General features: G+C 61.1%; 28 protein-coding genes. 7 read left to right on the top strand and 21 right to left on the bottom strand.

The annotated features are described in order from the left end of the window. Nucleotides 1-9: 9 nt before the first annotated feature. Genes FTO60_RS04635 through FTO60_RS04625 form a run of 3 tightly spaced genes read right to left on the bottom strand, consistent with a single transcriptional unit; the run spans nt 10 to nt 1,007 of the window. Nucleotides 10-201 (bottom strand): DUF1737 domain-containing protein, encoded by a 192-nt coding sequence (locus FTO60_RS04635; RefSeq protein ID WP_172623804.1) that lies wholly within the window; start codon nt 199-201, stop codon nt 10-12. Next, complete coding sequence (locus FTO60_RS04630; RefSeq protein ID WP_148054872.1) at nt 198-596, bottom strand: c-type cytochrome; 399 nt, start codon at nt 594-596, stop codon at nt 198-200. The genes FTO60_RS04635 and FTO60_RS04630 overlap by 4 nt, the downstream gene beginning before the upstream one ends. Nucleotides 597-605: 9 nt before the next feature. Then, nucleotides 606-1,007, bottom strand: a complete 402-nt coding sequence (locus FTO60_RS04625) for a cytochrome c (RefSeq protein WP_148054871.1) — start codon at nt 1,005-1,007, stop codon at nt 606-608. An 85-nt stretch (nt 1,008-1,092) separates the two neighbouring features. Between FTO60_RS04625 and FTO60_RS04620 the strand changes: the two genes are divergently transcribed. Continuing rightward, nucleotides 1,093-1,773 carry a hypothetical protein gene (locus FTO60_RS04620; protein ID WP_148054870.1) on the top strand — a complete coding sequence of 227 codons (681 nt, stop codon included), beginning with the start codon at nt 1,093-1,095 and terminating at the stop codon, nt 1,771-1,773. Here FTO60_RS04620 and FTO60_RS04615 read toward each other — a convergent pair whose 3' ends face one another. The 7 genes from FTO60_RS04615 to proS form a co-directional block, all read right to left on the bottom strand. Then, entirely contained in the window at nt 1,774-2,415 is a 642-nt protein-coding gene (locus FTO60_RS04615) for a DUF3047 domain-containing protein (protein WP_148054869.1), read from the bottom strand. Between the two features lie 88 nt (nt 2,416-2,503). Continuing rightward, nucleotides 2,504-3,481, bottom strand: coding sequence for an Ldh family oxidoreductase (locus FTO60_RS04610; RefSeq protein WP_148054868.1), 978 nt, complete (start codon nt 3,479-3,481; stop codon nt 2,504-2,506). Beyond that, a complete protein-coding gene (locus FTO60_RS04605; RefSeq protein WP_148054867.1) occupies nt 3,478-4,158 on the bottom strand; it encodes an ABC transporter ATP-binding protein in 681 nt (226 codons plus the stop codon). Before FTO60_RS04605 ends, FTO60_RS04610 begins: the two co-directional genes overlap by 4 nt. Beyond that, the gene (locus FTO60_RS04600; protein WP_148054866.1) at nt 4,151-5,440 is read right to left on the bottom strand and encodes a lipoprotein-releasing ABC transporter permease subunit; all 1,290 of its coding nucleotides are present in this window, start codon (nt 5,438-5,440) and stop codon (nt 4,151-4,153) included. Before FTO60_RS04600 ends, FTO60_RS04605 begins: the two co-directional genes overlap by 8 nt. A gap of 61 nt (nt 5,441-5,501) precedes the next feature. Further along, complete coding sequence (locus FTO60_RS04595; RefSeq protein ID WP_148054865.1) at nt 5,502-6,284, bottom strand: hypothetical protein; 783 nt, start codon at nt 6,282-6,284, stop codon at nt 5,502-5,504. Beyond that, nucleotides 6,281-7,000, bottom strand: coding sequence for a ThuA domain-containing protein (locus FTO60_RS04590; protein ID WP_148054864.1), 720 nt, complete (start codon nt 6,998-7,000; stop codon nt 6,281-6,283). The genes FTO60_RS04595 and FTO60_RS04590 overlap by 4 nt, the downstream gene beginning before the upstream one ends. Next, nucleotides 6,991-8,391: a proline--tRNA ligase gene (proS, locus tag FTO60_RS04585; protein ID WP_148054863.1), complete on the bottom strand. Its 1,401-nt coding sequence runs from the start codon at nt 8,389-8,391 to the stop codon at nt 6,991-6,993. Before proS ends, FTO60_RS04590 begins: the two co-directional genes overlap by 10 nt. Before the next feature lie 206 nt (nt 8,392-8,597). On the opposite strand from proS, the gene FTO60_RS04580 reads away from it, so the two are divergent. From FTO60_RS04580 to FTO60_RS04560, 5 genes are all read left to right on the top strand, one after another. Then, complete coding sequence (locus FTO60_RS04580) at nt 8,598-9,113, top strand: fasciclin domain-containing protein (protein ID WP_148054862.1); 516 nt, start codon at nt 8,598-8,600, stop codon at nt 9,111-9,113. A gap of 314 nt (nt 9,114-9,427) precedes the next feature. Next, nucleotides 9,428-10,489, top strand: a complete 1,062-nt coding sequence (locus FTO60_RS04575; protein ID WP_148054861.1) for an AI-2E family transporter — start codon at nt 9,428-9,430, stop codon at nt 10,487-10,489. Next, nucleotides 10,490-11,167 carry a chromosomal replication initiator DnaA gene (locus FTO60_RS04570; protein WP_148054860.1) on the top strand — a complete coding sequence of 226 codons (678 nt, stop codon included), beginning with the start codon at nt 10,490-10,492 and terminating at the stop codon, nt 11,165-11,167. It abuts the gene before it with no gap. Between the two features lie 41 nt (nt 11,168-11,208). Continuing rightward, on the top strand, nt 11,209-13,392 hold the full coding sequence (locus FTO60_RS04565) for an RNA degradosome polyphosphate kinase (protein ID WP_148054859.1): 2,184 nt from the start codon (nt 11,209-11,211) through the stop codon (nt 13,390-13,392). A gap of 51 nt (nt 13,393-13,443) precedes the next feature. Next, nucleotides 13,444-15,000: a Ppx/GppA family phosphatase gene (locus FTO60_RS04560; protein ID WP_148054858.1), complete on the top strand. Its 1,557-nt coding sequence runs from the start codon at nt 13,444-13,446 to the stop codon at nt 14,998-15,000. Here the strand turns inward: FTO60_RS04560 and FTO60_RS04555 are convergent. Genes FTO60_RS04555 through FTO60_RS04525 form a run of 7 tightly spaced genes read right to left on the bottom strand, consistent with a single transcriptional unit; the run spans nt 14,997 to nt 21,374 of the window. Continuing rightward, nucleotides 14,997-15,377 carry a hypothetical protein gene (locus FTO60_RS04555; RefSeq protein ID WP_148054857.1) on the bottom strand — a complete coding sequence of 127 codons (381 nt, stop codon included), beginning with the start codon at nt 15,375-15,377 and terminating at the stop codon, nt 14,997-14,999. The genes FTO60_RS04560 and FTO60_RS04555 overlap by 4 nt on opposite strands. Before the next feature lie 36 nt (nt 15,378-15,413). After that, a complete protein-coding gene (locus tag FTO60_RS04550; protein WP_148054856.1) occupies nt 15,414-16,439 on the bottom strand; it encodes an endonuclease/exonuclease/phosphatase family protein in 1,026 nt (341 codons plus the stop codon). Continuing rightward, nucleotides 16,436-17,122 carry a molecular chaperone DjiA gene (locus FTO60_RS04545; RefSeq protein ID WP_148054855.1) on the bottom strand — a complete coding sequence of 229 codons (687 nt, stop codon included), beginning with the start codon at nt 17,120-17,122 and terminating at the stop codon, nt 16,436-16,438. The genes FTO60_RS04550 and FTO60_RS04545 overlap by 4 nt, the downstream gene beginning before the upstream one ends. A 32-nt stretch (nt 17,123-17,154) precedes the next feature. Next, entirely contained in the window at nt 17,155-17,628 is a 474-nt protein-coding gene (locus FTO60_RS04540; protein ID WP_148054854.1) for a GNAT family N-acetyltransferase, read from the bottom strand. Next, complete coding sequence (locus tag FTO60_RS04535; RefSeq protein ID WP_254696884.1) at nt 17,625-18,227, bottom strand: VOC family protein; 603 nt, start codon at nt 18,225-18,227, stop codon at nt 17,625-17,627. The genes FTO60_RS04540 and FTO60_RS04535 overlap by 4 nt, the downstream gene beginning before the upstream one ends. Beyond that, nucleotides 18,224-20,350, bottom strand: a complete 2,127-nt coding sequence (gene scpA, locus FTO60_RS04530) for a methylmalonyl-CoA mutase (RefSeq protein ID WP_148054853.1) — start codon at nt 20,348-20,350, stop codon at nt 18,224-18,226. Before scpA ends, FTO60_RS04535 begins: the two co-directional genes overlap by 4 nt. Continuing rightward, complete coding sequence (locus FTO60_RS04525) at nt 20,325-21,374, bottom strand: hypothetical protein (RefSeq protein ID WP_148054852.1); 1,050 nt, start codon at nt 21,372-21,374, stop codon at nt 20,325-20,327. The genes scpA and FTO60_RS04525 overlap by 26 nt, the downstream gene beginning before the upstream one ends. Nucleotides 21,375-21,485: 111 nt before the next feature. Here FTO60_RS04525 and FTO60_RS04520 point away from each other — a divergent pair, with 111 nt between their 5' ends. Beyond that, nucleotides 21,486-21,968 (top strand): DUF4174 domain-containing protein, encoded by a 483-nt coding sequence (locus tag FTO60_RS04520; RefSeq protein WP_148054851.1) that lies wholly within the window; start codon nt 21,486-21,488, stop codon nt 21,966-21,968. A 25-nt stretch (nt 21,969-21,993) separates the two neighbouring features. Here the strand turns inward: FTO60_RS04520 and FTO60_RS04515 are convergent, their stop codons facing one another. The 4 genes from FTO60_RS04515 to FTO60_RS17610 form a co-directional block, all read right to left on the bottom strand. Continuing rightward, nucleotides 21,994-23,991 carry an acetyl/propionyl/methylcrotonyl-CoA carboxylase subunit alpha gene (locus FTO60_RS04515; RefSeq protein WP_148054850.1) on the bottom strand — a complete coding sequence of 666 codons (1,998 nt, stop codon included), beginning with the start codon at nt 23,989-23,991 and terminating at the stop codon, nt 21,994-21,996. A 93-nt stretch (nt 23,992-24,084) separates the two neighbouring features. Further along, nucleotides 24,085-24,288 carry a hypothetical protein gene (locus FTO60_RS04510; RefSeq protein ID WP_148054849.1) on the bottom strand — a complete coding sequence of 68 codons (204 nt, stop codon included), beginning with the start codon at nt 24,286-24,288 and terminating at the stop codon, nt 24,085-24,087. A 319-nt stretch (nt 24,289-24,607) separates the two neighbouring features. Further along, on the bottom strand, nt 24,608-24,967 hold the full coding sequence (locus FTO60_RS04505) for a hypothetical protein (RefSeq protein WP_148054848.1): 360 nt from the start codon (nt 24,965-24,967) through the stop codon (nt 24,608-24,610). A gap of 66 nt (nt 24,968-25,033) precedes the next feature. After that, nucleotides 25,034-25,183, bottom strand: coding sequence for a hypothetical protein (locus tag FTO60_RS17610; protein WP_172623803.1), 150 nt, complete (start codon nt 25,181-25,183; stop codon nt 25,034-25,036). Nucleotides 25,184-25,348 lie beyond the last annotated feature (165 nt).

Here is a 25,348-nt window from a genome sequence, read left to right as displayed (position 1 = left end):
GCGACGACCCTAGCCGAAGTGATCGGTATATTTCACCATCGGCTGGGCAAAAATCGCGGCAAACCCGTCACCGCGCGGGATGACGCCAAGCGAGCCGAAAGGCTGCCATCCGTCATGGATGGCGGCCGCGACCTTCTTTTCCAAAACACGGGAATCCTCGTTGCTCAGGATCGCGTAATCGGTGATGTGGTGTCCGCTCACTGCTGAATCCCTTCGAGATAGGCGACCAGATCGGCAATCACCCGGCTGGTCATGATCGGCTGGCCCGATGGCGCCTTGAGCGGCGTATCGTCGCCCTGGAAAAAGTCGCCGTAGACCGGCATCGGCGATCCGTGGGCGACCAGCGGGTCGCGCCCGTCAATCCGCCAGACCACGCGGGTGGTCGGGAAAACACCGCCGTTTTGTTCCGCGAGCGTTGTCAGGTCGGGCGGTTGCACAACCAGCGCGGGGGCCATCGGACCATTGCCGGTCGCGTCCACCGCGTGACAGGTGGCGCAGTATTGCAAGTAAACGCCCTGCCCCTGGGTCGCATCCTGGGCGATCCCGGGTGTCGCCAAGGCCAGGCCTGCGCAAATCGCAAATATCTGGTGTCGCATCTTACCCTCCTATCGCTGGATGCTTTCAAGGTAGTTGGCCAGTGCCAGCAACCTTGCAGGCACCGGCGTGCCAATCCCGTCTTGTTCGACGATCACGGTGGCGCCCATGTCGCCTGCGCCAAATTCGGGCATGGCAGGGCTAAAGTGATCACCCCGGGTGTAGCCATCAATGGTGGACATCACGAAATCACGCGGAAACGCGCCGCCGTACCGCTGTGTCAGGGTCGTGAGGTCCGGTGGCACACGGATCAGCGTGCGCCCGAAATCACCTTCGCCACGGGCGTCCGAGCCGTGACAACTGGCGCAGTCTTGCTGAAAGGCCAAGGCCCCCGCCTCGGGCGAGGTGTCGGTTGATTGGGTGATACAGCCCGCGAGGGTCAGTGTGGTGAAGATGATGATTGCATTGCGCATGTTTCACTCCTCTGCTGTATCAAGTTTGCGCGCCTGCGCCGCTATTCGCCTTGATCTGGATCAGCCACGCGTTAGGCTGGCGGACATGCGCCTGACCTTCATCGCCCTGCTGTTGCTGGCCGCCTGTGGCCGCCCCCTGACATCGGGGGAAATGCGCCTGACCCAAGAGGTCATGGGGCCAGCGCTGGACCCCGCGCCGGTCCGCCTGTCACAAAACGCGTTCATCGGCCTGTCCACATCCACCTATGCCGTGCGCCCGGCCGTCACCTGCCGTGAACGCATCGCGCCCGCGCCCACAGCGGCAACATTCACGGCCCGCACCGCCGGTGTGGTGCTGTTCAATCGGGTGCTGACCAGCGCGGATTGGACCGCGCCCGATTACCTGCCCAACTACCCTGAATCGGTCAACGTCGTTTCCGCAATGTATTTCGCCCACGAGATGACCCATGTGTGGCAGTGGCAAAACCGCGCCGTCACAGGTTATCACCCGCTTCGTGCAGCGGCGGAACATAGCCGCAGCGATGATCCCTATCTGTTTGATCCGGCGGGGGATATTCCGTTCTTGCAAATGGCCTATGAACAGCAGGCATCACTGGTCGAAGAATATGTCTGTTGCCGCACCGTCGCCCCCGAAGGCGCGCGCACCCAGCGCCTGTGGGACAAACTGTCCGAGGTGATGAAGGTCACGCCACCGCAGCAATCCCCGCGCCCGACCCGCGTCACCGGCATTGCCGAGGGCGCGGATCTGACTGGCGTTTGTGACTGATCAGTTGATCGACAAGCCGCTGATTTCACCGCGAATGGTGCTGTTGGTATCGTCGCTGTCAGCCGACACGGCCAGACCCACCAGCGCCCCCGCAGCCCCGCCAAAGGCGCGCGTGTAATCCCCCGCCAAATCGACGGTTTCGCGAAAACTGCCCGTGCCCGAAGGGCGGCGCACAATCGTCTTGCCGCGTGCGCCCAGGTAGGGCGAGGACAGCACATCACCGCGCCCATGCACACCCCCCCAGACATAGACCAGCACGCGGGCCTGATCGTTATTGAGAAGGTTGCGGATCGACCCGCCCTCGCCGATGCGCCGCGCCTCGGCCTCGGGCAGGAACACGAAGTAAAGCGACAGGTTGCGGTCATCCCCGCCCTTGCGGGTCAGGTCGGTGGCAGGCACGCTTTGGCTGACGGCCCAGGACCAACTTGCACTTGTCGCGCCCCATGATCCGGCGGGTAATCGACGATATGTCATCGACGCGGCATCGTCCGAAGACACGCTTAACCGGCTGCTGGAAAAACCGTAATCGACCTTTTGAAACAGGGAAAACCGCTGTTCCGTCCAGCCGCTGAAGCTGACAGGTTCAGCCGCAATCGGCGTGGCGGCAAGCAGGATCGGCAAGACGAGGGACAGCGAACGCATCAGGGCAACCTTTCAAAACTCTGTTTCGAAGGGACCATAGCCCGCACCTGCACGCGCTCAAGCATTGGCGCAAAGTCTCACGCGAATGTCAGCCCTTCGTGAGGGTCTGCACGCTTTGCCACAGGGTGTCGGGCACGTCGATCACATCCATCGCACGGCGGTGTGCGCCGGGAAGGCGCGCACCGTCCTGCGCGGCAACGACATCGGCCACGCGCGCGAACCGGTCGCTGAAATCATCGCCATAGGTCGCTGGGTCCAGCAGGATATAGAACTGCCCCAGCCCGTGCGGCGGCCCATCGGGCAATTTCAGCCCCTTCACATCAAGCGAATTGACGCTGCCGGTCATGCCAGCGGCCAGCAATTCCACCATCAGGCCCAAGCCCCAGCCCTTGTAGCCGCCCGCGCTGACCAATGCGCCCCCAAGGGCCGCATCGGGATCAGTTGTCGGGGTGCCATCGCTGTCCACGGCCCAACCCGGCGGGATCGCCTCGCCTGCCGCCTTGGCCATTGTGATCTTGCCCAGCGCCACCGCCGAGGTCGAAAAATCGAAATGCATCCGCGGGCCGCTGTCGCCCGGCACGGTCATCGCGATCGGGTTCGTGCCAATCACCGCCGCGTTGCCACCCGGCGGCGCAACCACCGGCGAGGCGTTGGTCATGCCGATGCCGATCAGCCCTGCTGCGGCGATCTGTTCAGTGAAAAAGCCTACGGATGTGCAGGTATGGGCGTGGGCCACGGCAAGGGTCGCAACACCGTTTTCGCGCGCGGCCTGGATCGCCAATGGCAGCGCGCGGGTAAAGGCCGGTTGGGCAAATCCGAATTTGGCGTCCGACAGCACAGCCCCGCCGCGCGGCTGGCTAACTGCTGGTTCAACCGTGCCGTTGACCCGCCCCGAGGCAAGCTGCGTGCAATAGCTTTCAAGGTAGTAAAGACCGCAGATGACATTGCCCAAGGCCTCGGCGCGGGCCACGGCGCGGGCGACTTCGCCCGCCTGAAACTCGCCTGCACCGTGGGCGATCAGGGCGGTGCGGCTGGCCGTTTCGATTTCGGTGACGGTAATTTTCATGGCACGATCTTTCCCTGATCAAGACGCACCGTGCGGTCCATCCGCGCGGCCAGCTCGAGGTTGTGAGTGGCGATAACCGCCGACAATCCTGTGTCGCGCACAAGGTCCATCAAGGCAGCAAACACCACGTCCGATGTGCCCGGATCAAGGTTGCCGGTCGGTTCATCCGCCAGCAAAAGGCGCGGCTGATTGGCCAGCGCGCGACAAAAGGCAACGCGCTGTTGTTCGCCCCCCGACAGGGCGGCGGGGCGATGATTGGCGCGCGCGCCCACGCCCACCTGATCCAGCAGGGCTTGCGCGCGGCTCTGGGCCGCACCTTGCGCCACGCCATTGGCCAGTTGCGGCAGCGTGATGTTTTCCAGCGCACTGAATTCCGGCAACAGGTGGTGAAACTGATAGATGAAACCCACCTGATTGCGCCGGGCAGAGGTGCGTTTGCGATCCCCCAGATCGGTCATATCCACACCGCTGATGCTGACCTGCCCCGCATCGGGCGTGTCCAGCAGTCCGGCAATATGCAGCAGCGTCGATTTACCCGCACCCGAAGGGGCCACAAGGGCCACAACCTCGCCTTTTTGCACTTGCAGATCAACGCCTTGCAGAACGGTCACAGCATTGGGTTTGCCGTGATTATAGGCCTTGGTGACGCCTTGGATGTTCAGGATCAGATCACTCATATCGCAGGGCCTCGACGGGGTTCATGCGCGCGGCGCGACGGGCCGGAAACAGCGTGACGATCCACGACAGCGACAGTGACAAAACCACCGCCGAAAGCACATCGGCCAGTTCCAGTTTCGCGGGCAGTTTATAAATGCCACGGATCGACGGATCCCAGACCCCGCCCTGCCCCATCGCATTCACAAAGCTGAAGATCGGATCGATATAAAGCGCAAACAGGCAGCCAAGAATAACGCCGATCACAGTGCCAATGGTGCCGATACTGGCGCCACAGATGAAAAAGATGCGCAGCACCGATCCCTCGGAAAGGCCCATCGTGCGCAGGATGCCAATATCGCGGCCCTTGTTTTTGACCAGCATGATCAGACCGGAAATGATGTTCATCGAGGCGATCAGCACAAGGATGCTCAGGATCACGAACATCACGTTGTCTTCAACCTCGAGGGCGCGCAGGAAACTGCCGCTTGATTGCTGCCAGGTCCAGGGAATCGCGCTGTCGCCGGCGGCGTCGATGATGGCTGGCACCTGGGCATTGACGGTGTCAGGATCGGTCACCATCACTTCGATCTCGTCGGCAAAACCGTCCTTATTGAAGAACGACTGCGCTTCGGCGAAGGGCATGTAAATGCGTGTGCTATCAATGTCATAGCGGCCCGCCGTAAAGATATAGACAACCTCGTAGGCGCCGGTGCGCGGGGATGTTCCCATCGCCGTGCGCACCCCGTTGGGGGAAATCACGCGGATCCGGTCGCCCACCGTGATGCCCAGTATCCGCGCCACGCCAGACCCGATGGCGATGCCGTCGTCAAAGCGTTCGATTTGGCCCATGCTTTCTTCGGGGGCGGCGATACGGGGGATGCCCGCCAGATCGGCGGCGGTGATGCCATAGACCTCGACGCCGGTGTTGAACTGGCCGGCGTTGGCCATCACCTGTGCTTTGATCAGGGGGGCGGCGCGCACGACATCGGGCACCGCCTCGATCCTTTCGGCCATCGCGGTGTAGTCCGTGATCTGGCGCAGCACGATGCTGGTATTTGGCACCACCTCACCGCGCGGATAGACCGTGACATGGGCATTGGCCCCGACGATTGTATCCACAAATTCAGCGCGAAAGCCGCTGCGCACGGCCAGCGTGGCAATCAGCGCAAAGACCGCCAGAGCGATGCCGATCAGCGATATCCATGTCATCACACTGACGCCACCTTCGGCGCGTTTGGCGCGGATGTAGCGCCAGGCGATCATCCATTCAAAACGTGAAAACGGGGCGGTCTGGCCTGCCATCTGCTGCACCTTTGTGGTTTTGGGGATCACCTAATGGGGCGCGGGGGCAAAGGTCAACGCCCTAGCCCCTGATCAGCGAGCGGGTGCCGCCTTGGGATCGCCCCAGCCCCTTCCAGTTTGCATAAAGTTCATCCACGGCGCGAAAATAGGTTTGCCAGCGATCACCTGTTGGGTGGATCGCCTGCGCCAGCGCGTCGATCCCTCGGGGCGGGGCCATCGCGCGCGCGATGTCGTCAATCAGGAACGAAGTGCGCAAGCGGTAGGTCAGCATCTCGACCACATGGCGCTGCAAGATCTGCGCAAATTCGTCAACGCGGTGGCTGCGATCCGCAATCAGCGCATCCAGATGGGCATGAAGCGCGGCCAGACTACCATCACCGGGGCGCGTAGAAGGATCTGTGCGCATCGGATGCAAGTGGTTGAGAATATGAACAAAAGGACGCATGTCGGGCCTGTGAAACACCACGGGTTTGGCATGGCGTCCGTAGATTTCCACGAACAGGTCAAGCCAGTTGAACACGCGCTCCAGTGCCTGATCAGGGTTGTCACTGATCACCTCAAGCCAGTCACCCCAATCGGCCCCGCCGTCCCACATCGCGCGGTGGTCGCGCCCGTAGTAGCCGATGAAATGTTCGCGGGCGCGCTGGACAAAGTGCATGCCGTGGCGCGCCGGATGGGTTGCGTTGCCGTCTTGATCCAGATCGACGGGCGCGATCTGTTGCGCGGCCTCCCAAGCGGTCAGATCGCGGTGCAGGCGCGCGGTGCCGCCTGTGCCGCCGTAGGTGGACGGGTCGTCGCGCAGGGCGATCATCCAGCCAATCAGATCGTCGCCCGCATCAATCAATAATGGTTCCCCGCCGATTGCAGCGGCGCCAAGGCCGCCGGATCGGCCAGTGCCTTGCCCGCTGCAGCCCATAGCAGCCCGCGACGTAGCATTTCGTGCGCGGGGCCCGTCGCGATCACATCGGCGTGGTGGCCCAGCGCGTTGTAATAGACCCGCCCCTGCCCCCAAGCCCGGCTCCAGGCCACGGGCATATCGACCGGGCCGTTGGGCGAATGATACCAGTCGACAGTCGGAAAACGGGTGGTGGCCAGCACGTGATTGGCGGGATCGACATGCAGATAATACTGTTCGGATGTGACATCGAAATCACCGATCCCCGCGACCAGTTCATGCCCCGGGTCGGTGATGGTTACGCGGTACTCTACACCGTCACCGCCGGGATGCGCGACCCAGTTCGCCCCGGTCATGAATTGCCACAGGGTCTGGTCGCGAAAAGCATCACACATGCCGCCGTGACAGCCCGCAAGGCCGGTGCCCTGGGCCACTGCCTCGCTGACATTGGCGACCTGTTCGCGGCTGGCCTGTGCCATCGTCCAGACCGGCACGATCACATCGTAGGCGCGCAATCCTTCGGCATCATCGAAACACGCAAGGCTGTCGGTGAGCGTGACCTTCATACCCGCCTGCTCCAGCATCGCGCGAAATATCGCGGCGACCTGTTCTGGTTCGTGGCCGTCCCAGCCACCCCAGGTAATCAGGGCGCGCTTTACATCCACGTGTGGAACGACCGGTTCGCCATCGGTTCGACGTCGGCGTGGCCTTTCACGGGCAGGTGTGGTGCGTAGATTTTGGCGATCTTGGTGACGGCCTGTTTCGGGGTCATTTCCTCGGATGTGCCGGTGCGCCGACACGTCACTTCAACTACGCCGTTTTTCAACCCGCGCGGCCCAACCGTGATCCGCCAGGGCAGGCCGATCAGGTCCATCGTGCCGAATTTCGCGCCTGCCCGTTCGTCGCGGTCATCATAAAGCGGCTCGAGGCCCAAGGCGGCAATGTCGCGGTAAAGGGCTTCGCAGGCGGCATCGGCCGCGGCGTCGCCAGACCGCATGTTCAGGATACCCACATGAAACGGGGTGACACCTTCGGGCCAGATGATGCCCTTTTCATCGTGGCTTGCCTCGATGATGGCACCCAGCAGACGGGATACGCCAATACCGTGGCTACCCATATGCACCGCGACTTTTTCGCCCTCGCCATTATCGACAAGCGCGCCCAAGGCATCGGAATATTTGGTGCCAAAGTAGAAAATCTGCCCGACTTCGATACCACGCGCGGTCTTGCGTCGTTCTTCGGGGATGGCGTTGAACAGCGCCGCGTCGTGGGTTTCGTCGGTGCGCGCGTATTTGGTGGTAAATTCCTCCATGACGGCGGCGCAGGCGGCCTTGTCGTCATAATCAATTTCGCGGTCGCCGAATGTCAGATCGGTGACGGCGCTGTCATAGAACACTTCGCTTTCGCCCGTTTCGGCCAGCACCAGAAATTCATGGGTATCCTCGCCGCCAATCGGGCCGGAATCCGCGCGCATCGGGATCGCCTTGAGGCCCATGCGTTCGTAGGTGCGCAGGTAGCTGACCAGATGACGGTTATAGGCGTGCAGCGCGTCCTCTTTGGTCAGGTCAAAGTTATAGCCGTCCTTCATCAGAAATTCGCGCCCCCGCATCACGCCAAAACGCGGGCGGACCTCATCGCGGAATTTCCACTGGATCTGATACATGGTCAGCGGCAGGTCTTTGTAGGATGACACATTGGCGCGGAAAATATCCGTTACCAGTTCTTCGGCCGTGGGCGTGAACAGCATGTCGCGTTCATGACGGTCGGTGATGCGTAGCATTTCCGCGCCATACGCATCATAGCGGCCACTTTCACGCCATAGGTCCGCCGATTGAATCGTCGGCATCAGCATCGCCAGATGGCCCGCCCGGGCCTGTTCCTGATGCACGATGTTTTCAATCTTTTTCAGCACCTTGTAGCCCAGGGGCAGCCACGAATAGATCCCTGCGCTGGCCTGTTTGATCATGCCCGCCTGCAGCATCAGCCGGTGGCTGACGATCTGCGCCTCGCGCGGCGTTTCTTTGAGAACGGGAAGGAAATAGCGGCTCATGCGCATGGGGATGGACCCTTTTGGAATTCGGTTTCGCGACAGCTTTACGGATCACCCGCGCGCGGCGCAAGCGCGCAAGACGTGCGAAAACATCGTTTGGATCAAAGATTTCAGGCTTATGACAGATGCGCGAGGGATGTGAACCGTGCCGCCTGACGCCCCGTAACCTTGGCATATGCACTTTCGCATGAACCAAGAGATGGGATAGACACATGACCTTTTTCCGCAAGCTTGCTGCTGCCGCAGCCCTGAGCACCACAGTCGCCGGCGCTGCCTCGGCCCAGACAATCGTCGACATAGCCGCGGGCGATGAACGTTTCACCACGCTGGTCGCTGCCGTCACGGCCGCCGGTCTGGTTGAAACGCTGCAAGGCCCCGGCCCCTTTACCGTTTACGCGCCTGTCAACGATGCCTTTGCCGCACTGCCCGACGGCACGGTTGAAACCCTGCTGATGGAAGAAAACAAGGCCCAGCTGACCAATGTGCTGCTGTATCACGTGGACGATCGCCTGTTGCGCGCCGCCCAGATTCCAGCCGGTTCAAACTATTTCAAGCCGGTTCTGGATAGCGAACGCCTGTGCATCACCGCCGGTGCGGGGGGTGTCACAATCGCCGACGGGACGGGTGAAATGGCCAATGTGATCATTGCCGACATCGTTGCCGAAAATGGTGTGATCCACGTGATCGACAAGGTGCTGCTGCCCGGCACACGCCCTGCCTGCAACTAAGATTGCGCTTTGACTTAAGAAAGGCCCCGCAGCGTCGGGGCCTTTTACTATGCCGGCGAAATCCAGAGGGGTGACCGGCGGCACGCGGGTTGGCGATCCAGCGTTGGCTATATGGCACTTTATAGCTGCCGTGTTCATCTCCCTTTTCGGCATCTTGCGCGCGTCGCCAATCGCCGACCCGTGGTGCGGGCCGCCGATCACCCGGCGCCTGCGGCCTGATTGCGGGCGTGTTCTCCATCACGGTCCCGCCCCCCTTTTTCTTGCATCCCGTGCGTGCATCGCCCATTTAGGGGCAGCAACGCACGAGGGTCGAAATGGCATTTCCGGTTCAACAGCAGGCTAAATACTGGGGCATCGCCACGGCGGCATTCCTTGTGATCCTTTGGTATCTGGGCGATGTGATCTTGCCGTTTGTCCTTGGCGGGGCGGTTGCCTATTGCCTTGATCCCATCGCCGATCGTCTGGAAAAATGGGGTCTGAGCCGGATTATGGCGACCGTGACAATCACGCTGGTCGCGGTGCTGATCTTTGTCATCGCGATCCTGCTGATCATTCCAACGCTGATCCAGCAGACGGGGCAATTGATCAATACCGCGCCGGACCTGTTTGCGAACCTGCAGGCCTGGCTGACGGAAAAGTTCCCATCCCTGATGGATGCCGACAGCACGATCCGCCAGCAACTGGTTTCGATCGGTGAAACGATCCAGTCCAAGGGCGGCGATCTGGTCAATTCAGTGGTCAGTTCGGCCATGTCCCTGGTCAACGTGCTGGTGCTGATCGTGGTCGTGCCGGTGGTGACGTTTTATCTGCTGCTTGATTGGGACAACATGGTCGCCAAGATCGATGAATTGCTGCCCCGCGATCACGCCCCCGTGGTGCGCGACATCGCCAGCCAGATTGACGGCACGCTGGCATCATTCATTCGCGGTCAGGGCACGGTTTGCGTGATCCTTGGCACCTACTATGCGGTGTCGCTGATGCTGGTGGGGTTGAATTTCGGGCTGGTGGTCGGGTTTATCGCCGGATTGATCACCTTTATTCCGTACGTTGGCGCGCTTGTGGGCGGGGTTCTGGCCATCGGGCTGGCACTGTTCCAGTTCTGGGGGGAATGGGGATGGATCGCGGCGGTTGCCGGCATTTTCGCGTTGGGGCAGTTTCTGGAAGGGAATATCCTGACACCGAACCTTGTCGGCAGCAGCGTCGGATTGCACCCGGTCTGGCTGATCTTTGCCCTGTCGGTCTTTGGATCGCTGTTCGGCTTTGTCGGCATGCTGGTCGCGGTTCCGGTAGCGGCGATGCTGGGGGTGATCGCCCGTTTCGCGATTGCCGAATACAAGAAGGGGCGCCTCTATAAGGGCCTGACGGACCAAGACTGAATGACACAGCAGCTGTCCTTTGACTGGCCCAGACGCGTGGCGCTGGAGCCGGATGATTTCTTTGTCTCGGATGCCAATGCGGCAGCCTATGCGATGGTCAGCGACTGGGAAAACTGGCCCGACGGCAAACTGGCGCTGATCGGGCCGCAGGGGTCGGGCAAAAGCCACCTTGCGCGGGTGTTTCAACATATTTCTGGCGCGCAGATCATTGCGGCGCGTGATCTGGGCGGTTTGGCGCTTGCCCCGCCCGATGCACAGTCGCTGGTGGTCGAGGACATGGAAACCCTGCCCCAATCGGGCGAAGAATGGCTGTTTCACGCCCATAACCACCTGCGCGCTACGGGCGGGCGGTTGTTGCTGACCGGGGCCAACGCCCCGACCCGTTGGGACATCGCCCTGCCTGATCTGGCCAGCCGGATGCAAGGCGCCAGCGTGATCCGCATCGATGACCCCGACGACAGGCTACTGGGCGCGGTGCTGATGAAACTGTTTCAGGATCGCCAGTTGTCACCCGATCCGCGCGCCTTTGATTACCTGTTGCGCAACATGGCGCGCAGTTTTGCAATGGCGGGCAGGGTTGTCGAAGAACTGGACCGTATGGCGCTGGCCCAGCAACGGGCGATCAAGGTGCCGCTGGCCAAGGCGGTGCTGGACAAACTGGACCAAGACAGTCGATAATCTGTCACTCTCCTGTTACGCGAACGCGCCATAAGGCCCCGATGACACACGCAGATTTTCTTGACGCCCCCTTTCCCGATGCGGTCGCCCTTGATGGCGATCTGTCCGGCCCCGCACGTTTTGTGAACCGCGAACTTAGCTGGCTGGGCTTTAACTGGCGCGTGCTGGAAGAGGCGGAAAACCCCCGTGTGCCCCTGCTGGAAAGGCTGCGGTTCCTGTCGATTTCCGCCACCAACCTGGATGAATTTTACACGGTGCGCGTGGCCGGGCTGCGCGAACTGGCCCATGCCGGCAACCTTACACCCTCGATCGACGGGCTGACCCCGGCCGAACAGTTGATCCTGATCGACACCAATGCGCGCAGCCTTATGGCGCGCCAGCAACAGGTATTTCGCGTCCTGACGGCGGAAATGGAGGATGCGGGGATTTCCATCCTGAACCGTGCGGCCCTGACCAAGGATGACAAGAGCTACCTCGAGGATGTGTTTCTGGATCAGGTGTTTCCGGTGTTGTCGCCGCTGGCGATTGACCCCGCGCACCCCTTTCCGTTCCTGCCCAACGAAGGCTTTGCGCTGGCCTTGCAACTGGAACGCACGGCGGACAAACGCCCCCTGCGCGCGATGCTGCCCGTGCCCCACCAGATCGACCGGTTCATCGCCCTGCCCAACGACGGCGATCACCGCTTTCTGCCTTTGGAAGAACTGCTGCTGGAACATCTGGGCAGCCTGTTTCCGGGTTACCGGGTCAAGGGGCATTGCGCATTTCGCATCCTGCGCGACAGTGATCTGGAGCTTGAGGACGAGGCCGAAGACCTTGTGCGTGAATTTGAAACGGCACTGAAACGGCGGCGGCGCGGTGAAGTGGTGCGTATGAAAATGTCGGTCGATGCCCCGCCAGCGCTGAAGAAAATGATCATGGACGAACTTCATGTGACCGAGGACGAGGTCGTTGAAGTGGATGGGCTGATCGGCGCGTCCGATCTGTCCGAACTGGTGCTTGACGATCGCCCCGATCTGCTGTGGCCGGCGTTCAGCCCGCGCGTCCCCGAACGGGTGCTGGACCACGAGGGCGACATGTTCGCGGCGATCCGCCAGAAGGACATGCTGCTGCATCACCCTTACGAAACGTTTGATATGGTGGTCCGGTTTCTGGCGCAGGCCGCACGCGACCCCGATGTGGTGGCGATCAAGCAGACGCTTTATCGCACCTCAAAGAAATCCCCGATCGTCGAAGCCCTGTGTGAAGCCGCCGAAGACGGCAAATCTGTCACCGCCCTGGTCGAGCTCAAGGCGCGCTTTGACGAGGCCGCCAATATCCGCCAGTCCCGTCGCCTTGAACGGGCGGGCGCGCATGTGGTTTACGGCTTTATCAACTATAAGACCCACGCAAAAATCAGCACCGTGGTGCGCCGCGAAGGTGACAAGCTGGTGACCTATACCCATTACGGCACCGGGAATTATCACCCGATCACAGCACAGGTTTACACCGACCTGTCACTGTTCACCTGCGATGCGGCGCTGGGGCGCGATGCGACCAAGGTATTTAACTATCTGTCCGGTTACGCGCAGCCGGAAACCCTTGAGAACCTGGCGATTTCACCGCTGACGCTGAAGCCCCGCCTGCTGGAAATGATCGCCGCCGAGGCCGAACATGCGCGCAACGGAAAACCCGCCGAAATCTGGGCCAAGATGAACTCCCTGATTGAAGAAGACGTAATTGACGCGCTTTATGCCGCGTCGCAGGCGGGTGTGAAAATCAGCCTTGTGATCCGCGGGATCTGTGGGTTGCGCCCCGGCATCAAAGGGCTGTCGGACAATATCCGCGTCAAGTCCATTGTCGGGCGGTTTCTGGAACATTCCCGCATTGTCTGTTTCGGCAACGGCCACGGATTGCCGCATAAAAAGGCGCGTGTCTTCATCAGCTCCGCCGATTGGATGGGGCGCAACCTGAACCGCCGCGTTGAAACGCTGGTCGAGGCGACCAACAATACCGTCAAGGCGCAGATCGTCAGTCAGATCATGGCCGCAAACCTGCATGATGTCGCGCAAAGCTGGGTGATGGGCCCCGATGGCGCCTTCCGGCGCGAGGATATCCCCGACGGCACATTCGCCTTTAACTGCCACCGCTTTTTCATGGAAAATCCGTCGCTTTCGGGGCGCGGATCGGCGGGCGCATCGGATGTGCCAAAACTGACCCACACCGAAGATGATCCAACCGGGAATTGACTTGGGGGGCGTTCCGCCGCCAAGGTCACGGGGCAGGAATCGGGGGGCGTTTTGGACGACAGCTTGCAGGACCACGAAGATTGGGGGCCGTTTGGCCGCCCGCTGTTCAATGACCCGCAGGCGCGGGCGCTCTCGCGGGTTGGCGTGGTTGATGTTGGCTCGAACTCGGTCCGGATGGTGGTGTTTGACGGCGCGGCGCGCAGCCCCGCCTATTTCTACAACGAAAAGATCATGGCGGGGCTTGGTGCGGGACTGTCGGACACCGGAAAACTGAACCCCGAGGGCCGGGTGCGCGCCCTGTCGGCGATCCGCCGCTTTGTGGCCTTGGCCAAGGGGATGGGTATCGCGCCGCTGACGGCCGTGGCCACCGCCGCCGTGCGCGAGGCCAGCGATGGTCCCGATTTCCGCGCCGAAGTGGAACGCGAAACCGGCCTGAAACTTTGGGTGATCGACGGTCAGGAAGAAGCCCGCCTGTCAGCTCAGGGCGTGTTGCTGGGCTGGCCCGGCAGCTATGGCATGGTCTGCGATATCGGCGGATCGTCGATGGAACTGGCAGACCTGTCGGAGGGGCGCGTGGGGCGGCGGCTGACCTCGGCGCTGGGGCCGCTGAAACTGCGCGAGATCAAAGGCGGCAAAAAGGGCCTGCGCGCCTATATCAAGGCCACGATGGCCGACCTGCACGCGCAGATGGACCATGAGACCGCCATGCGCCTGTTTCTGGTGGGCGGGTCATGGCGCGCGATTGCCCGCGTCGACATGGAACGGCGCGGCTATCCGCTGACCGTCTTGCACGAATACCGCATGTCATCACGTCAGGTCAGCAAGACGCTGGAATATATCGAAAAATCCGACCTGCAAGAGCTGCGCAATCGCTGCAACATATCAGATGCGCGGATGTCGCTGGTGCCCTACGCCATTCAGGTGCTGCGCGAATTGGTCAAGGTGTTCAAACCCAAGGATATCGCGATTTCCAGTTATGGCATCCGCGAGGGGATGCTGTATGAACAAATGCCGCAACGCCTGCGCGACCGCGACCCGCTGATCGAGGCCTGCCGCTTCGTCGAAGCCAAAGACGCGCGCATGCCCGGTTTCGGGCGCGCGCTGCACCGTTTTATCGAACCGCTGTTCAAGCAACGTGGTTGGCAGCGCAAACGCATCACGCGCGCCGCCTGCCTGCTGCATGACGTCAGCTGGCGCGCCCATCCCGATTACCGTGCCGAGGTCTGTTTTGACAACGCGACCCGCGCCAATCTGGGCGGATTGAAACATTCGGAACGGGTATTTCTGGGGATCGCGCTGCTGCACCGCTATGCCAACAAACGCGAAGGCACTCCGTTTGAAGCCCTGTTCACGCTGCTCAGCGAAAAAGAACAGCTCGAGGCGGAAATCCTGGGCAAAGCCATGCGGTTTGGGGCGATGCTGCTGCTTTCGATGGACGAACAGCCCGGCCAATTGCAGTATCGCCCCAAAAAGAAAGAATTGGAAATCGTGTTGCGCAACCGCGCGCGCCCGTTGTTTGGCGAAGTGGCCGAAGCGCGGTTCAACGCGCTGGCCAGCGCAATGGGCGCGACCCCGATCGTGACCTTCAAGACAAAGCGCGCGTCCTAGAGTTCGATTTCTTCGTTCGGTTCCGGCTCGGGCTCGTAGGGCGGTGCATCGGGGCTGCGGCGGATGATGATATCACCGTTTGGCAAGACTTCCGGGGCTTCGTAATAGCGCACATCGTCCAGCCGCTTGATCAGCGCCATCAGCGCGGGGCCCATTTCGGTGGCCAGCATATCAAGGGCGGGTTCCAGGTCCTGCGCCATGCCGGCAAAGTCATCCAGTGCCGGTTCCATTTCGTTCATGAAACCGCGAAACAGCAGCTTGGCCCCTTCCTCCATGAGGGAAAAGCCCTCCTGTATATCAGGGTCCTGATCTTCCTGCGCGACCAAGGGAAAGGCCGCGAGGGTCAGCGCGAAACTGGCGGCGATAATCTGTTTCATGATTCCAATATAAGGGTTAACCGGTCAAATCCCAAGTCACAGATCAATATCAATTGTGACAGGGAAATGATCCGAGGCCGTCAGCAGTGCATCACGCAGCAGCGCATTTCCGTAACAGGCGGGGTGATCAAAGGGGTGCCAGATTGTCCAGACCGGCGCGCGGCGCTCTAGGTCGGGCGAGACCATGATGTAATCCAGCAGCGCCTGCAAATAGCGCCCGTCGGGCGGCAATTTGAACCGCGCGGTCGTGGGCGTGGCCACAAGACGGCGCGACAGGGCCATGCGCGCGTGCGGATCAAACAGGCCGGTCGCGCCGTTTTCGCCCAGCACGATTTCCACGCCCGAACGTCCGAACAGCTTTTCATATTCATCCAGGCCCGGACCATCGTTGAAATCGCCCAGCACGATCAGCGGTTCGCCAGCCTGCAAATGGCCTTCGACGCGTTGGCGCAACCAGATACATTGCGCCAGTTGCTTGCGCCGGTTTTCGATGGAAATGCGCATCACCTCGGCCTTGTTGCGCGCGCCATGCGGGGCCTTGGATTTGGCATGCACGCCGATCATCCGCAGTGCGGTTCCACCGGAGGTTTCAATCGCGACCTCGAGCGGGGGTTTGGACCAGCGGATCAGATCGGGCGCGGCATCGGTATCCAGATCAATGCGAAAGACGGAATCAAAGCGCGGCGCATCGCGCGCGCCCTGTTTGCCGGTCTGATCGCCCAGCGGATCGTGGCGCGCTGTCATCGCGTCAGGATCATGAAGCAGGCTGATTTCCTGCTGCGTTTCGTTGACAAACCCCATTACAACCTTGCGGGCGCGCAATCCGAAATGCGCGGCAAAGTTTTCAAGTGCGGCAACCCCGTCACGGCGGGCGTGGCCATCGGGGGCCTCGATCACCATCACCGCGTCCGCATCAAGCAGTTTGAAGACCACGCCCAGCGCCGCGATCTGGTCTTCGCGGGTCACATCGCGGCGCCCCGACCAGCGGTCATCATCCATCAGCGCACCTGCATCATTGAACAGGTTGGCAAACCATTCAACGTTGTAGGTGGCGATCCTCATGCGGCGTCCTGTTCGATCTTGTCCCATGCGGCATTGATCGCGATCATGCGCTTTTCGGCCAGTTTCACCGCCTCCTCGGGGACGCCGCGCGCGATCATCCGGTCGGGATGGGTTTCGCGCACTAGATCGCGCCAGGCCTTGCGGATGTCGGGCAGCGGTGTGTCGGGATCAACGCCAAGCACATCATAAGGGTCGCGCTGTGCATCGGGCACAAATTGCGCGCGCAGGCGCTGAAAAGCGCGCTGTTCCAGCCCGAAAATTTCCGCCACGCGGGCCAGAAACTGGTCTTCGCTCGGGTGATACTGGCCATCGGCAAGGGCGATGTGAAACAGCCCTTCCATCAGATCGCACAGCGGTGCGCCCCTGGTGTCATCATCATACATGGCGCGGATACGGCGGGCGTATTCTTCAAAGCCGGCGATATCGGTGCGGGCCATGTTGAAGATCCGCGCGGCGTTCTTTTCGTCGGCGGGCGAAATCGCAAACACCTCGCGAAAGGCGGTCACCTCGTCGCGGGTGACCTGCCCATCGGCCTTGGCCATCTTCGCGCCCAGCGCGATCACCGCAATCGCAAAGGCGGCGGACCGTTCGGGCGGCGTGCGCAGTTTTTCGAACACAGCCGACAGCCCCTCACCCGAGGTGAGAGAGGAGACAGCTTCGGCGATGCGGGTCCAGATCGACATGGGGCGCACCTTAACGATCTTGACGGCGGATGTCAGAGGCGTTTTTGCATCAGCACCAGATCAATCCAACGGTCAAACTTGCGCCCCACTTCGGGTAAAATCCCAATGGTTTCAAAACCCAAGGCCGTGTGGAATGCGACACCTTGGGCGTTTTCGCCGCTTACCCCCGCCCACATGGTATGCACGCCCTGCGCGCGCGCACGGACGAAAAGATCGTGCATCAGGGCCTTGGCCAACCCCTGCCCCTTGGCATCGGGCGCGATGATGACAGTGTGCTCGACAGCCTGGGCATAGCCAAGCCCGGCGCGAAATTGATCATAGGTGGCGAACCCCATGATATCGTCGTCCTGCGCGGCGACGATGAAGACAGGGCGCGTTTTGATCATCAGGGCGATGTCTTGGGCTGTTTTTTCGACCGGGTTGAAGGTGATCGTCGTGTCGCGGATGACCGGGTTCCAGATGGCGGCAATCCTTGCGCAATCTCTGGCGGTCGCGGGCCGGATCACAGGCGCACACGGCCCTTGGGCGTCTCGAAGGTGGCGTGAAGCGCGGGTCGGGGTGCAGCGTGAAAACTGACACGCGCGTCGTCCAGCATCGCACCAACCTCGACCGCCAGAGCCGCCGCCTGCGGGTGATGCACCTCGAGGTCGTGCAGGCGCACGCCGCTTTCGGGCAAGCCGGTTGCGGGATGGGGGCAATCGCCCCAGGCGATCAGGGTGGGAAAACCGCCCGCGTCAGGCAGGCTACCGTCCTTTGGCACCGCGATTTGCCATGCCAGATCGTCGCGCGTCAGGGCGATGGGCTTGCCCGCCTTGTCAGGAGCCTGCGCGATATCGTCGGTCGCGCAAATCCAGTTGCCAAGACGGGGCGCGCCGGTGAACCGGTCCAGATCAAACCAGCGCGGCCCCTGAAAGGGTGCGGCGTCAGGGTCGGGCGCGATCACCTCGAGATAGATGTCGCCCAGACCGAGCAGGGTGTTATGCGTGCCAAAACGGACATGTTTCCCGCCCTGTATCAGGCGCTGGCCCAGTTCCCCTTCGACCCAAGTGGTGCCGCTGACCAGATCGGTGGCGCAGATCGCAAGGTGATCAAGGCGCAGTTTCAACTGCGTGCCTCGCGGATCAATCGCAGAATATCCTGTGCGGCCTCGGGGATGTTGGTGCCCGGTCCGAAGATCGCCTTGACGCCATTATCATACAGGAACTGATAGTCTTGCTGCGGGATAACCCCCCCACAAATAACGATAATATCGCCCGCACCTGCATCCTTGAGCGCCTGCACCAGTTTCGGGGCAAGGGTCTTGTGGCCCGCTGCCTGACTGGAAATGCCGACCACATGCACGTCATTGTCAACGGCGTCCTGTGCCGCCTCGGCAGGGGTCTGGAACAGCGGGCCAACATCCACGTCAAAGCCAATATCGGCAAAGGCGGTGGCGATGACCTTGGCGCCGCGATCATGCCCGTCCTGCCCCATTTTCACGACCAGCATGCGCGGGCGCCGGCCCTCATCGGTCGCGAATTCCTCGACCGATTTCTGGATCGCGGCAAAGCCTGCGTCGCCTTCGTAGGCGGCGCCATACACCCCGGCGAGCGTTTTGACTTCGGCACGGTGACGCCCGAATTCCTTTTCCATAGCCATGCTGATTTCTCCGACTGAGGCACGGGCGCGGGCTGCGTCCACGGCGGCTTCCAACAGGTTCCCGCCCTCGCGCGCCCGGCGGGTAAGTTCATCAAGCGCCGCCGCGCATGTGGCGGCGTCACGGGACGCGCGGGTCTTTTCAAGGCGGGCAATTTGCGACTGGCGCACCGCGTCATTGTCGATATCAAGAATGTCGATCGGGTCTTCCTTATCAAGGCGATACTTGTTCACCCCGACGATTACCTCCTGGCCGCGGTCGATCATAGCCTGTCGGCGGGCGGCCGTTTCCTCGATACGCAGTTTCGGCATGCCGCTGGCCACGGCCTTGGTCATGCCGCCCATCTCCTCTACTTCTTCGATCAATTTCCAGGCTTGCGTTGCCAGATCATGGGTCAGCTTTTCAACATAATAGCTGCCCGCAAGGGGATCGACGACATTGGTAATTCCGGTTTCTTCCTGCAAAATCAACTGGGTGTTGCGTGCGATACGGGAGCTGAAATCGGTCGGCAGGCCCATCGCCTCGTCCAGGGCATTGGTGTGCAGGGACTGTGTGCCGCCAAGGGCCGCCGCCATCGCCTCGTAGGCGGTGCGGACCACGTTGTTATAGGGGTCCTGTTCCTGCAAGGATACGCCCGAAGTTTGGCAATGGGTGCGCAGCATGCTGGATTTGGGGTTTTTCGGTTCAAATTCGGCCATGATCTTGTGCCACAACAGGCGGGCAGCGCGCAGTTTCGCGGCCTCCATAAAGAAATTCATGCCAATGGCGAAAAAGAACGACAGACGCGGGGCGAATTTGTCCACATCCATGCCTGCCGCGATGGCCGTGCGGACATATTCACGCCCGTCTGCCAGCGTATAGGCCAGTTCCTGCACGAGGTTCGCGCCCGCCTCTTGCATGTGGTAGCCGGAAATCGAAATAGAGTTGAATTTCGGCATGAAATCAGAGGTATAACCGATGATATCCGAGATAATCCGCATCGAGGGTTCGGGCGGATAAACATAGGTGTTGCGCACCATGAATTCCTTGAGGATGTCATTCTGGATCGTGCCTGCCAGGAGTGCCTTGTCGTGGCCCTGTTCTTCGCCGGTGACGATGAAATTTGCCAGAATCGGGATCACGGCACCGTTCATGGTCATCGACACGCTGACCTTATCAAGCGGGATGCCGTCAAACAGGATTTTCATATCCTCGACGCTGTCGATGGCCACGCCGGCCTTGCCGACATCGCCTTCGACGCGGGGGTGGTCGCTGTCATAGCCGCGGTGGGTGGCCAGATCAAAGGCAACGCTGACGCCTTGCTGCCCTGCGGCCAAGGCCTTGCGGTAGAATGCATTGGATTCTTCGGCGGTGGAAAAGCCCGCGTATTGGCGGATGGTCCAGGGGCGGCCGGCATACATCGTCGCCTTGACGCCGCGGGTAAAGGGTGCCTGCCCCGGAACCGTGCCAAGATGGGCCAACCCGTCGGTATCTTCCGCCGTGTAAAGCGGCTGCACGGCGATCCCTTCCAGCGTGTGCCACGTCAGATCATCGACACTGCGCCCGCGCAGTTCGGCGGCGGCCGTCTCAGACCACGATTTGCTGTTTCCCATAGCCATATCCTCCTGAATGCGGTGGGCGGGGCGGGTTCATGCCCGCGACCTCGCTCTCGCAGGGTTGTTTTGGTATTTCCCGGTCGTCGCCGTGGCTGTCCACGAAACGTGCCAGCCCTTCTGCGCCCTGTCGCAGCCACGCCAGATCAATCTGGTATTGGGCCCGCAGGATTTCTTTTTGGTCGTCGTCAAACGGCATCCAGCGCCCGGTGGCACTGGGCATCTGCGCCGCACCGTCCTTATCGCCGCGCATCGCGAGGATTTCGCGCAGGGCGGCAGGTTGCGGGCTTGGGTTTTGCCAATCATTTTGGCCGGTCATGGGGTTTGTGACACGGACCCCGCCGGTCAGGATCTGCAATTGGCGATCAGGCTGCCCGACAAGCCGTTCAAACGGCCAGACAACGATTTCGGCCTTTGGAAAGACGCCAGCCACCTCGCGGATGATCTTGCGCCATGTGCGCGGCTGGGTCACCAACCGGTCAAGATCGGCGCGGTCGGGGGCAGCCTGCCCCTGCGTCAACGCAAAGGCCAGTTGCGACGCCCAAAGCGTGTCATAGGACCGGATGCCGATCGCGATGCGGCTGCAGCTATCGGCAAAGGCCGCGCGAAACCGCATGAGGCGTTCGTTCAAGAGCGGATAAAGCAGCCCTTCACGCAGGTTGTTGCGCATCGCGCCGATCATGTTTTCCTCGGAGACGATCAACTGGCGCATGCCAAGCGCGCGTGTGCGGGCGATCTCAACGCGCATCACGCCGCAGGACCGCGTGCCGGTGCGTTCAACCTGTTCGGTGATATCTTGCGGGCGGCGCACCAGCCCGGCCATCAGGCCGTTGCGGGTGCGCTCAGGTGTCCAGACGGCCACCCCCGCTTCCCACAAGGGGGTTTGGTTGCGCTGCAAAAAGCACTGAAAAGTTGTTGTTCCGGTGCGATGCGCACCAATATGCAATAATACGTCCATCACCCGTTTGACCCCACAGCGCAGCGCCGCACACCATCGCGCGACAAGAATTACTGCGCCGATCATTGATCAGACTTTCTGACGATAGGCTTAACCCTAAAATTGTTGTGACCCACAGCGTGATAAGTCTTAGCTTTTGCGACCGCCCGCCCTATGTTGGATGGCAAAGGGGTATCCATGAAATACATTATCAGCTTTGTTTTTCTGGCATTTTTCGCGTCAAACCTGGTGGCGCAAACCGCGTCGGACACGCAGGATATGCCGGCTGACGCGGTCGCGCTTTGGCAAGAAGACCACACCACCATCTTTGCGGCTTCTGAGGTCAATTTGAACGAATTTGTCTGGATCGCCCGCCCGGTCATCGTTTTTGCCGATAGCGAAAACGATCCCAATTTCCGCCGCCAGGTCGAACTGCTGCAAGAGCGCCCCGAGGATCTGGCCGAACGCGATGTGGTGATCATCACCGACACCGCGCCGCGCGACCCCAGCGAGGCGCGCACACGCCTGCGCCCGCGTGGGTTCATGCTGGTGCTGATGGGCAAGGATGGCGAGGTGGAGTTGCGCAAACCCAGCCCGTGGAGCGTGCGAGAAATATCGCGCTCGATCGACAAGATGCCGCTGCGCGCCCAGGAGGTCGAGGACCGCCGCGCCGCGCCATAGCCTGATATGCTCGCCGGATCAGGGATTATTCAAACTCCATGATCACTTCGTCAACGGCGAGGCTGTCACCGGCAACCGCGTTGATTTTAATGACAATTCCCTTGCGTTCGGCCCGCAGGATGTTTTCCATCTTCATGGCCTCGACAGAACAAAGGGTCTGCCCTTCCTGCACCTCGTCGCCAACTTCGACATCGACTTTGACGATCAGCCCGGGCATCGGGCAAAGCAGCAGTTTAGACGTATCGGGCGCCAGTTTTTCCGGCATCAACGCGGCCAGTTCGGCCTGACGCGGCGTGCGCACCCGCACTTTCAGGTCAGCGCCGCGATAGCGGATGCGGAAGCCCGCCGAAATCAGATCAACCTTGAGAACCAGCGGCGTGCCATCGACGGTCAGGCGCGCAAGGGTCTGGCCCGGCGTCCATCTGCCTTCGACGCGGTAGATTGTCCCGTCAAGCGTCACCGTCGCGCCACCGCGATCAGCATCCACATTGGCCCTGGCCGTGCCATTCCCAAAGGTTACGACCCAGTCCTGCCCGACAACCCGTTCATGGTTGTCCATGCGCCCGCTGATCTGGGCGCGCCGGATTTCGCAAACCCGATACATGGCAACGGCAGCGGCGGCGACCCGGTTCGCCTCGGCCTCGGGAAGGGTAACACCTTCAAATCCTTCGGGATATTCTTCCTCGATAAAGGCGGTGGTCATTTCACCGGCAATGAATTTCGGATGATCATAAACGGCGGCCAGAAACGGCAGGTTATGCCCGATCCCTTCCACCTCGAAGCCGTCCAGCGCGTTGCGCATTTCCTCGATGGCGGTCGCGCGGTCCAGCCCCCAAGTGCAAAGCTTGGCGATCATCGGATCGTAGAACATGCTGATCTCGCCGCCCTCGAACACGCCGGTGTCGTTGCGCACGGCGCGGCTCTGCTCGGCCTCCTCGGCGGGGGGGCGATAGCGGGTCAGACGCCCGATTGAGGGCAAAAAACCGCGATAGGGGTCTTCGGCGTAAAGACGGCTTTCCATCGCCCAGCCGTTGCGCTGCACATCCTTTTGCTTGATTACCAGCTTTTCGCCATAAGCGACACGGATCATCTGTTCGACCAGATCAATACCGGTGATCAGCTCGGTCACCGGGTGTTCCACCTGCAAGCGGGTGTTCATCTCAAGGAAGTAGAAGTTGCGATCCCCATCAACGATAAATTCGACGGTTCCGGCGGAGGCGTAGCCCACGGCGGCGGCCAGCGCGCAGGATTGCTCGCCCATTGCCTTGCGGGTCTTTTCGTCCAGAAACGGGCTGGGAGCTTCCTCGATGACCTTTTGGTTGCGACGCTGGATGCTGCACTCGCGCTCGTTCAGGTAAATCGTGTTGCCGTGGCTGTCAGCCAGCACCTGAATTTCGATGTGGCGGGGCTGGGTGACGAACTTTTCGATGAAAATGCGATCATCGCCAAAGCTGCTGGCGGCCTCGTTTTTCGAGGATTGGAAACCCTCGCGGGCCTCGGCGTCATTCCAGGCGATGCGCATCCCCTTGCCGCCGCCGCCCGCTGACGCCTTGATCATGACCGGATAGCCGATTTCGTTGGAAATTTTCACCGCCTCATCAGCGTCCGCAATCAGGCCCATATAGCCGGGCACGGTGCTGACGCCAGCCTCTTGTGCCAGCTTTTTGCTGGTGATCTTGTCGCCCATCGCTTCGATGGCGTTCACCGGCGGGCCGATAAAGGCAACGCCAGCGGCTGACAGTGCTTCGGCAAACTTGCTGTTTTCGCTCAGGAAACCGTAGCCGGGATGGACGGCCTCGGCACCGGTCTTCTTGACCGCCTCCATCACCTTGTCGATGACGATATAGGACTGGTTGGCGGGACTGGGGCCGATATGCACCGCTTCGTCCGCCATCTTGACGTGCAGCGCGTTGCGATCCGCATCCGAATAGATCGCGACCGTCTGGATGCCCATCAGCTTGGCGGTCTTGATCACGCGGCAGGCAATTTCGCCGCGATTGGCGATCAGGATTTTCTTGAACATGGGAAACGGTCCTTTGAATGCAAAACCGCCGCTGGCGCACGGCGGCACCAACGGCGGTCAATCTTGGTCAGTCGCCCCGAGGGGCGGGATGTATTAGCGGCAGATGCTTGTGAATTCGTCACAGGTTGCGCCGGCAAGGCCACCAAGGGCCGCGCCCGTGACAACGTTCCCGCCAGTGGAGTCAGCGATAATTGCACCCGCCGCGGCACCGGCAAGCCCGCGCTCGACGTCATTGCCAAGACATGCGGAGAGAGTGAAAACCGCAGCTGCGGCAAAGAGAAGACGGAGTTTAAGCATAATTTACTGCCCTTATTGGTGTTGCTATTACGCCCAGAATCGGCGGTTTTCTGGCCAAATACAACAAAATTCTTTGTGCAGCGGCCAAACTGGCGAAGCGGCGCGCGAAAAAGGGAAGCCGGTCTGGCCCGGGGAGGACCAAACCGGCTAGGGGAAGGGTAACGGTATTGACAATGTGCCGTTGAAATCTTGCTGGAAACCTCAACGACAAGAATAGGTTTGCACGCAGAAATGGACCGCGCAACACCACCTTGAATGCGGGCCGATGAATGGGCATTTTCCCGCGCAAATTGCATCTTTATGGGCTGGTTCCCGCCGATCATTCGAAGCGGTCCCCCGCAAAAGCATCGGGAAAACTGATCCGTGCGCGTTTTTCGTCGATCACCAGCAGGGCATCATAGCTTTGCGGATCAAAGGGATCCTCGGCGGCGACCACCTCGCGGCCAAACAGCCAGCTGAGGCGACCCGCATCGAGATTACCGCGCGCAAACGGGGCATTGCCGAAATGCGCCCAAAGCGCCGCCATGAACCCTTCGTCGGCGCGCCGGTCGGGCGGGCGACGATCGGCAAAACGTTCGCGCGCAATCAGTTTCGTCGGCCCCGATTTGGAATCGCGCCGGATCGTGAACTGATAGTCGGTGCCCGGAAGGCGGCTTGGGAATCCGCGGTGCTTTTCCATCACAGCCCCTCCGGTTGCGGGCCGCGATCCGTGGGGGCTGGCCTGGTGGCCAGCCCCGCACAGGCTTTAGTTGTATTTGCCGGTATAGACTGGCTCAACGGTGACCGGAACCGGGTCAACGACCACGAATTCTTCGACGTCACTGTTGCGCCCGCCACATGCTGCCACGAGGGCAAGCAGGCCAAGCATGGAAAATGTCTTGATGCTTTTCGACATAGGAAGCTCCTGTCTCTGTCCACAAAATGCGTCCGGCCTGCTGGCCGGTTCCGCGCCTCTTTACAAGGTAAGGTCACTTGGGTGTAACCCTGTGGAAAACTACTTGAAAGCCTGTGGAAAAGATACGCGGCGGAATGCGAGCCACGCGCATGTGACATGGCTGCA

The sequence above is a fragment of the Octadecabacter sp. SW4 genome (assembly GCF_008065155.1).
Lineage (GTDB): Bacteria > Pseudomonadota > Alphaproteobacteria > Rhodobacterales > Rhodobacteraceae > SW4.
The sequence above is the reverse complement of the archived record's forward strand: the minus strand, read 5'-3'. Positions and strand labels throughout refer to the sequence as shown.

Bases quoted from the DNA above. Each gene is read 5' to 3' on its own strand.
- FTO60_RS04630 (WP_148054872.1), bottom strand. From the start codon at position 596: ATGCGACACCAGATATTTGCGATTTGCGCAGGCCTGGCCTTGGCGACA.
- FTO60_RS04625 (WP_148054871.1), bottom strand. From the start codon at position 1,007: ATGCGCAATGCAATCATCATCTTCACCACACTGACCCTCGCGGGCTGT.
- FTO60_RS04620 (WP_148054870.1), top strand. From the start codon at position 1,093: ATGCGCCTGACCTTCATCGCCCTGCTGTTGCTGGCCGCCTGTGGCCGC.
- FTO60_RS04615 (WP_148054869.1), bottom strand. From the start codon at position 2,415: ATGCGTTCGCTGTCCCTCGTCTTGCCGATCCTGCTTGCCGCCACGCCG.
- FTO60_RS04610 (WP_148054868.1), bottom strand. From the start codon at position 3,481: ATGAAAATTACCGTCACCGAAATCGAAACGGCCAGCCGCACCGCCCTG.
- FTO60_RS04605 (WP_148054867.1), bottom strand. From the start codon at position 4,158: ATGAGTGATCTGATCCTGAACATCCAAGGCGTCACCAAGGCCTATAAT.
- FTO60_RS04600 (WP_148054866.1), bottom strand. From the start codon at position 5,440: ATGGCAGGCCAGACCGCCCCGTTTTCACGTTTTGAATGGATGATCGCC.
- proS (WP_148054863.1), bottom strand. From the start codon at position 8,391: ATGCGCATGAGCCGCTATTTCCTTCCCGTTCTCAAAGAAACGCCGCGC.
- FTO60_RS04580 (WP_148054862.1), top strand. From the start codon at position 8,598: ATGACCTTTTTCCGCAAGCTTGCTGCTGCCGCAGCCCTGAGCACCACA.
- FTO60_RS04575 (WP_148054861.1), top strand. From the start codon at position 9,428: ATGGCATTTCCGGTTCAACAGCAGGCTAAATACTGGGGCATCGCCACG.
- FTO60_RS04570 (WP_148054860.1), top strand. From the start codon at position 10,490: ATGACACAGCAGCTGTCCTTTGACTGGCCCAGACGCGTGGCGCTGGAG.
- FTO60_RS04565 (WP_148054859.1), top strand. From the start codon at position 11,209: ATGACACACGCAGATTTTCTTGACGCCCCCTTTCCCGATGCGGTCGCC.
- FTO60_RS04555 (WP_148054857.1), bottom strand. From the start codon at position 15,377: ATGAAACAGATTATCGCCGCCAGTTTCGCGCTGACCCTCGCGGCCTTT.
- FTO60_RS04550 (WP_148054856.1), bottom strand. From the start codon at position 16,439: ATGAGGATCGCCACCTACAACGTTGAATGGTTTGCCAACCTGTTCAAT.
- FTO60_RS04545 (WP_148054855.1), bottom strand. From the start codon at position 17,122: ATGTCGATCTGGACCCGCATCGCCGAAGCTGTCTCCTCTCTCACCTCG.
- scpA (WP_148054853.1), bottom strand. From the start codon at position 20,350: ATGGGAAACAGCAAATCGTGGTCTGAGACGGCCGCCGCCGAACTGCGC.
- FTO60_RS04525 (WP_148054852.1), bottom strand. From the start codon at position 21,374: ATGATCGGCGCAGTAATTCTTGTCGCGCGATGGTGTGCGGCGCTGCGC.
- FTO60_RS04520 (WP_148054851.1), top strand. From the start codon at position 21,486: ATGAAATACATTATCAGCTTTGTTTTTCTGGCATTTTTCGCGTCAAAC.
- FTO60_RS04515 (WP_148054850.1), bottom strand. From the start codon at position 23,991: ATGTTCAAGAAAATCCTGATCGCCAATCGCGGCGAAATTGCCTGCCGC.
- FTO60_RS04510 (WP_148054849.1), bottom strand. From the start codon at position 24,288: ATGCTTAAACTCCGTCTTCTCTTTGCCGCAGCTGCGGTTTTCACTCTC.
- FTO60_RS04505 (WP_148054848.1), bottom strand. From the start codon at position 24,967: ATGGAAAAGCACCGCGGATTCCCAAGCCGCCTTCCGGGCACCGACTAT.
- FTO60_RS17610 (WP_172623803.1), bottom strand. From the start codon at position 25,183: ATGTCGAAAAGCATCAAGACATTTTCCATGCTTGGCCTGCTTGCCCTC.